General features: G+C 64.2%; 6 protein-coding genes. All 6 read left to right on the top strand.

Annotated features, from left to right (window positions below; all coding sequences use genetic code 11):
* The coding region (locus AAG799_RS22485; RefSeq protein WP_341899330.1) for a glycine zipper domain-containing protein at positions 1 to 501 on the top strand (501 nt) is incomplete at its 5' end.
* Positions 498 to 1,685 carry a DNA circularization N-terminal domain-containing protein gene (locus AAG799_RS22490; RefSeq protein ID WP_341899332.1) on the top strand — a complete coding sequence of 396 codons (1,188 nt, stop codon included), beginning with the start codon at positions 498 to 500 and terminating at the stop codon, positions 1,683 to 1,685. The genes AAG799_RS22485 and AAG799_RS22490, both read left to right, overlap by 4 nt.
* The gene (locus AAG799_RS22495) at positions 1,678 to 2,745 is read left to right on the top strand and encodes a phage baseplate assembly protein (protein ID WP_341899337.1); all 1,068 of its coding nucleotides are present in this window, start codon (positions 1,678 to 1,680) and stop codon (positions 2,743 to 2,745) included. Before AAG799_RS22490 ends, AAG799_RS22495 begins: the two co-directional genes overlap by 8 nt.
* Entirely contained in the window at positions 2,742 to 3,317 is a 576-nt protein-coding gene (locus tag AAG799_RS22500; protein WP_341899333.1) for a phage baseplate assembly protein V, read from the top strand. Before AAG799_RS22495 ends, AAG799_RS22500 begins: the two co-directional genes overlap by 4 nt.
* 1 nt (position 3,318) lies before the next feature.
* Positions 3,319 to 3,795, top strand: a complete 477-nt coding sequence (locus tag AAG799_RS22505; RefSeq protein ID WP_341899335.1) for a phage GP46 family protein — start codon at positions 3,319 to 3,321, stop codon at positions 3,793 to 3,795.
* A partial coding sequence (locus tag AAG799_RS22510; RefSeq protein WP_341899336.1) for a baseplate J/gp47 family protein occupies positions 3,785 to 4,282 on the top strand: 498 nt, incomplete at its 3' end. The genes AAG799_RS22505 and AAG799_RS22510, both read left to right, overlap by 11 nt.

Genomic DNA, 4,282 nt, shown 5'->3' on the forward strand with positions numbered 1-4,282 from the left:
CGGACGGCGGGCTTCCAGGGCACACCCGGCGAGCTGCCGGGCGCAGCACGCGGCCGCGCTGGCCTGGCTGCCCGCACCCTCGGCCGGCTCGGTGGCCCTGCTGCGGCCGCTCTCGGCGCCGTGCAGCTCGGCATGATTGCCGGCGATGCCAATGCCAGCACAGGCGACAAGATAACGGCAGGCTCGGGCCTGGCCGGTCAGCTCGCGGGCGGATGGGCCGGCGCGAAGCTCGGCGCCATGCTGGGCAGTTTCTTCGGGCCGGCTGGCACCGTGACCGGCGCCGTCGTCGGCGGCGGTGCTGGAGCGTTGTTCGGTTCCGAGGCGGCCGAGATGCTGGCGAAAAAACTGACGGCGTTCTTCCAGGGCGGCGAGGATAAGAAAGTCGATCTCAATCTGCGTATCGACGCGCCGGCCGGCATGCAGATCTCGGGCATGCGCGCAAGTGATGGCGTGGATCTCGAAGCGACGCTCGCACGCGGCCCGGCGATGGTGATGCCATGACGGAGGCTTACGACTGGCGCCCGGCCAGCTTCCGGGGCGTTCCCTTCCGGGTGGAAGAGTTCGGCCGGCGCGGCGGCCGCCGTGGCCCGACACATACCTATCCCCGCCGCGACGATGGCGCGTTTGAAGATCTCGGCCTCGCACCGCCCAAGTTCACACTCAAGGGCCATGTGATCGGCGACGATCATCACGACCAGGCCAAGCGTCTGCTCGATGCGCTGGAAACCAAGGGTACGGGCGAGCTGGTGCATCCCCGGTTCGGCCAGCTAACGGTATCGGTTCCTGAATACGAGCTGACGGAATCGATCAGCGAGCAGCGCATGACGCGGTTTTCGCTGACCTTCATCCGCAGCGGCGAAATCGAATATCCGTCTGCCTCGGCCGATACGCAATCGATCGTCGGCCAGCGCCGCAGCGAAGCGCAGACCGCGACGATCGACGACTTCGCCCGGATCTTCAATGTGAGCAACCAACCGAATTTCGTGCAGGACTCCGGCAAGGGCCTGGTGACGGATCTGCTCGGCGCGCTCGATCGCATTGGCACGCCTGGCCGGCTGATGCCGGTGAACCAGCTCGACGGCCTCATGACGCAGCCGGCGTCGCTGGCGTCGCGTCTGCTCGGCCTGCTCAATTACCGGCCGACCAATCCGCTGCAAAGCCTGCAGGGCATGAGCTGGCGCCGCGACGTCGATCGCGGCCTGACCTGGTCTAGCTATGGCAGCCAGTACAGCGAGATCCCGGCGACGACGATCTCGCGGCAGCAGCAGGCAAGCAACCAGGTTGCCTTTGTGGATCTGGTGCAGCGCGGCGGTATCCTCGAAGCCTCGGCCCTGTCGGCCGAGACGACTGCGCCGACCAGGCAGGAAGGCGTCAGGCTGCGCGAAGATCTGACGGCCAGCTATGAGGCCGTGCTGCCGCGTGCCAGCGATACCGTCTATCGGCCGCTTGTCGCGTTGCGATCGGCAACGGGGCGGGATCTGGGCGAACGCAGTGCGTCACTGCCGGAGCTGACAACCTTCAAGCTTAACGGCCCGGTGCCCGCCCTGGTGCTGGCGCATCGGCTGTATGGCGACGAGCCGGACGGCGGCGCCAGCCGCGAGGCCGAGATCCTTGCGCGCAACCCGAAGATCCACCACCCCGGCTTTATACCGCCGGGCAACATCGAGGTCATCTCCGATGCCTGACGTTGCCCTGCATGTGAACGGCGCGATCTATCGCAACTGGAAAGAGCTGGGCATTCATCGCGGCATGGATGATCTCGCCGGCAGCTTCAATCTGTCGATCACCGATCCGCGTTTGAAAACCGGTGAATGGCTGGGCGGGAAACGCATCAAGCGCGGTAACGCCTGCAGCGTCTCGATCGACGGTGAAACGGTGATCACGGGCTATGTCGGCAAGGTGCGGCCGCGCTTCACCGATACGACGAAGTCTATCAGCGTCACCGGCAGGGACACGACCGGCGACCTTGTCGACTGCTCGGCGATCAACAAGCCGTCCGAATGGTCCGGTTACACGCTCGATCGCCTTGTCGGCGAGATCGTGAAGCCGTTCGGTATCAAGCTGCATGTGCAGACGGATATCGGGCGACCCTTCGAGCGGTTCGCACTGCAGCCGGGCGAGTCCGCTTTCCAGGCGATCGACCGTGCCTGCAAACAGCGCGGCGTCTTGCCGATGGCTGACGGGCTCGGCGGCCTGGTGCTGTGCCGCGCCGGCATAGGTCGCCACGCAACAGCGCTCGAAGAGGGCAAGAACCTCAAAGCGGCCGGCGGTGACTTCTCAATGGATCAGCGCCATTCGGAATACATCGTCATCGGGCAGCAGCCCGGTTTCGAGACAGGCGCGGCCGCCGACTTCGCGCACGGCGCAGCTCGTGTGACCGACTCAGCCGTGATGCGCTACCGGCCTTTGATGATTGTTGCCGAGCAGCCCGGCGACGGCGGAAACCTGAAAGATCGCGCCATCTGGGAATGCAATACGCGGATAGGTCGCGGCGATGCTGTCGACGCGACTGTATTCGGCTGGCGTGAGCATGGCCTGACCGGCCCGCTGTGGAAGCCGAATAACCTGGTCAGGGTGAAAAGCCCGGATCTGGATTTCGACGGCGAGCTGCTGATCCAGTCTGTCGACTACAACCTTAAAGACGGTGACGGCAGCGATGCCGGCACCACGGCGACGCTTAACCTGGTGCGCAAGGAAGCCTTCGCGCTGCTGCCGGCGCCGCCCGTCAAGGGGCTGTGGCAATGACCGCGATGCTGGATGCATTCCGACGCATGCTGATGCCACTCAGCAACCGGATCTCGCTCATGGTCGGCCGCGCCGTGCTGAAAGTCGTGAACGATGGCGGCGGCCTGCAGCGGTTGCAGGTTGTCGTCATGAATGACGAGCTGCACGACAACGTCGAGCGCTTCCAGAATTACGGCCTGTCGAGCGTGCCAGCCGGAGGTTCACAGGCGTTGATCGTTGCGATCGGTGGCAGTCGCTCGCATCTGGTCGCCGTTGCCGTCGACGATCAGGACAGCCGCCCGAAGAACCTCAAGGGCGGCGAGGTGATGCTTTACGATCGCCTCGGCAATTATGTGCATTTCAAGGATGACGGCACCTTTGAAATGAAGGCTGTCACCGCTGGAAAGATCATCGCACCCGAGGGCTTGCTCATCGATGCACCCTGGATGCGCTGCACTGGTGATATTCAGGACAAGATCACTTCGGGCGGCAAGACCATGTCGCAGATGCGCGGCATCTTCGACGGACACGATCACAAGGAAAACGGCCCGCCGGCAAATACCAATGTCCCTAACCAGCTCATGGACGGGTGACATGGCCGAGTATTTCTTTTCCTTCGATGAAGCCCGTCAGGTTTTCGACCTGGCTAACACGCTCGCGACCGATGATGAGGCAGAGCTGTACAACGCCGTCGTGATCAGCCTGTTCACCGACGCCCGCGCCAAGGTTGACGATCGCCTGCCCGACGAGCCGCGCATAGGCGCCATACCCGCCAGCCTTGCCCGCGATCGGCGCGGCTGGCACGGCGACCGGCAGATCGGTTCGCGTCGCTGGCTACTGTGCCGCGAAAAGCAGGTTCCCGAAGTTCTGCAGCGGCTTGAGGATTACGACCGCGAGGCCCTGCAATGGCTGATTACGGACAAGGTGTGTTCGTCGATCGACATTGCCGAAAGCTTCCCGTCGCGCGGCCTGGTGCTGACGGAAATCACGCTCTATCGGCCCGGCGTGCCGGCGCTGACGTACAAATTCCAGATGCTCTGGGACAGTTTGGGGGGCTTCAATGCCGTTTAATCGCCCGACCCTGCAGGAAGTGCGCGATCGCATCGCGACCAGCATCCAGGGTGACTTGCCCGGCCTGCAGCTTCGCTACAGCCCGACAGGTATCCTCGGCTCGGCATTGGCCGACGAGATGCATATTCTCTATGGCTGGCAGCTCTATCTCTCGCAGCAGTATTTCCCCTACACGGCCGAAGACGCCTATCTCGAATTGCATGCGAGCTGGTGGGGCATTTACCGCACGCCTGCCACGGCGGCCGCCGGCAAGCTGAATTTCGCCGCGCCAGTCGGCACGCCGATTCCCGCCGGCACCACGCTTCGCCGCGCCGATGGCGTCGAGGTGGCCACCATTGCCGACGTCATCACCGCCGCCAATCCGCAGGCGGTTGACGTCGTGGCGCTGATCGATGGCATCGCCGGCAACACGGCCGCCACGATGGCCTTTAGCATGATCGCGCCGGTCGCTGACGTGCAGACGATTGCGATCGTGCATGCGGCCGGA

The sequence above is a fragment of the Ferrovibrio terrae genome, from assembly GCF_943371255.1.
GTDB lineage: Bacteria > Pseudomonadota > Alphaproteobacteria > Ferrovibrionales > Ferrovibrionaceae > Ferrovibrio > Ferrovibrio terrae_B.

Bases quoted from the DNA above. Each gene is read 5' to 3' on its own strand.
- AAG799_RS22490 (WP_341899332.1), top strand. From the start codon at position 498: ATGACGGAGGCTTACGACTGGCGCCCGGCCAGCTTCCGGGGCGTTCCC.
- AAG799_RS22495 (WP_341899337.1), top strand. From the start codon at position 1,678: ATGCCTGACGTTGCCCTGCATGTGAACGGCGCGATCTATCGCAACTGG.
- AAG799_RS22500 (WP_341899333.1), top strand. From the start codon at position 2,742: ATGACCGCGATGCTGGATGCATTCCGACGCATGCTGATGCCACTCAGC.
- AAG799_RS22505 (WP_341899335.1), top strand. From the start codon at position 3,319: ATGGCCGAGTATTTCTTTTCCTTCGATGAAGCCCGTCAGGTTTTCGAC.